A 2,074-nucleotide genomic window follows, 5' to 3' on the forward strand; every position below is an offset into this window, starting at 1 on the left:
CCCATGGAGGGAGACGGGGTCGTCGTCGTAGAGGTGTCAGCGATCCGTATGGGTTTTGAGCCGGTTTCCGACACAAAACCCGCACGGATCGTCCAGTCAGCCCGCTGACGGAGCTGTGACTCCGGTCGACGATGCGGCGCTGGGCTGGTTGCTCGACGTCGTGGCGACCGGGGGCGTCGTGGTTGGCGCGACAGTTGTGGTGGCGATGTCGTAGGACTGCCACGCGTCGCCGGCCTTCTTGACCAGGACGCTGCTGCCGTCGGGCTGGTGGACGGTCAGGATGTCGTCGGTGGCGTCCCAGGTGAGTGTCGAACCCGACTGCACCGTGTCGGTGAATACAGTTGCGCCCGAGGCTGTATCGGTCAGAGTGAGTGTCGTTCCGGTGAGCGATGCGCTCACAGATTTCGACGGTGACGTGGCGCCTGGCCCGGTGGCGATGGCCGTCGAAGTGACCGTGGTGGTCGAAAGGGATGAGCTCGACGGTGAAGTCGACGAGCCTGCAGCCGACGTCGAGCTCGACGTCCCACTGCTGCTCGACTGTGCTGCCGTCGACGAACTCGACTGTGCGGCCGACGAACTCGATGCCGCGCTGCTGGACGTCGAACTCGCGGCGGAGCTGCTGGTCGTGCTCGAGGTCGACGCTGCGACATCGGCTTTGAGCGCGAGACTCTGCACGCCCGACGACGTTGCGGGCCAGGTGTAGTTCACGTTGCCGTCGACCGAGCGCACTCCGCAGTTGTAGTTGCTCGTTGACGAGGCGCGGTACACGTAACCGTACGCGAAGTTCGCCGAGACCATCTGATCCGCCGTGCGCACCGTGCGGACGGTGAAGATCTGCCCGCTGGCGGCCGTCGTGTCGGTGCCGACCACATCTGTCGGCGCGGTCGCGACGTAGCTGAGGGTGCCTGCGGTCAGCGTGTATTCCGATTGGTAGGTCGTCGGTGTCGGGTCGTGATCGGCCGGGACTGCAACACCTTTCGGTAGGAACGACACCCGCACCGAGAAGCCGGATGACGGTGCGGTCCAACTGATCTTGCAGCCAGACGCGCTCCCCGCGGTGGCGATGATGACAGCGCCGCGATCATTCGGGATCGAGTTGCCGAACGTGCCCATGCTGATCGAACTGGACATCACCGCAACGTCGGTGAGCGACGCCGCGTGTGCGGCTCCGACCTGCTGCGTGGCAAGCGCCAGTGTCACCGCGGTCGCGACACCTGCCGTGGCGGTGGTGTGTCGTGCGCGATGACCCGCTGCTGGTACGCGCGGCTCTGGACCCCGGTTCCCGGGCGTGGATCCGGCCCCGTCTCTCGTAGTTCCACGGTCATCCGTCCTGGACCCCCGGCGGCGTCGAAAAGTCAGATACACCAAAGCGATCGAGGCTGTGCCGAGCAGAATGCGGCCCGCAGGTGTCTGCATCCACGACGCAGCGTAGCCGGCGAGCGGAATCGTCACGACGACCCGATGTGCATCTCCGATGACATAGGGTGCCGGGTCGGGGAACTGATTGGCGTCGCCCTTCAGATAGGCGGTCACCGCTACCTGCGACGCTGCGGCGGTGCTGATCACGCGGTGTGTGATTCGGCTTCCGTCCGGCCGAGAGATCGACACGACGTCGCCCGGACGCACGTCGGTGCCGTGTACGGGAGCGGCGAGTGCCAGTGAACCGACCGGCAGGGTCGGAGCCATCGACCCCGAGCGGACGATCAGTGGTGCAATCCCGAACGCGTGCGCTGCGATTGCGAACCCGATGCACAGGAGGCCGAGGGCTGCACCGATGGTAAGCACGAGTTCTCGCGCTATTGTGCGCATCTCAGTTCGCCTGCGTCGCTGTGAACGTGAAGGTGGAGGTGACACCTTCGTTCTCGTCGGCCGTGTAGAGCACATCCGGGTCGACGGCGAACCAGACGCACAGCGTCTCCGACTGGCCTGCGGCAAGCGCACGCGTACCGATCCAGGGGTATGTCTTTCCGGTCACCCAGCTCGGCCACGGAACGTAGGGGCCTGGTGCACGGATAGGTGACAGGGTTAGTCACGCGGCCTGAGGGGCCTCGTGGTTGATGATGGTCTCGAATTC

2 protein-coding genes are annotated in these 2,074 nt (G+C 65.4%); both read right to left on the bottom strand.

The window, feature by feature from the left end:
* Window positions 1-96: 96 nt before the first annotated feature.
* Entirely contained in the window at window positions 97-1,785 is a 1,689-nt protein-coding gene (locus tag A5777_RS10275; RefSeq protein ID WP_197502346.1) for a signal peptidase I, read from the bottom strand.
* Window positions 1,786-1,810: 25 nt separating this feature from the next.
* A complete protein-coding gene (locus A5777_RS25035) occupies window positions 1,811-1,975 on the bottom strand; it encodes a hypothetical protein (protein WP_197502347.1) in 165 nt (54 codons plus the stop codon).
* Window positions 1,976-2,074: the final 99 nt, after the last annotated feature.

Source organism: Gordonia sp. 852002-10350_SCH5691597, from assembly GCF_001665715.1.
GTDB classification, from domain to species: Bacteria; Actinomycetota; Actinomycetes; order Mycobacteriales; family Mycobacteriaceae; genus Gordonia; species Gordonia sputi.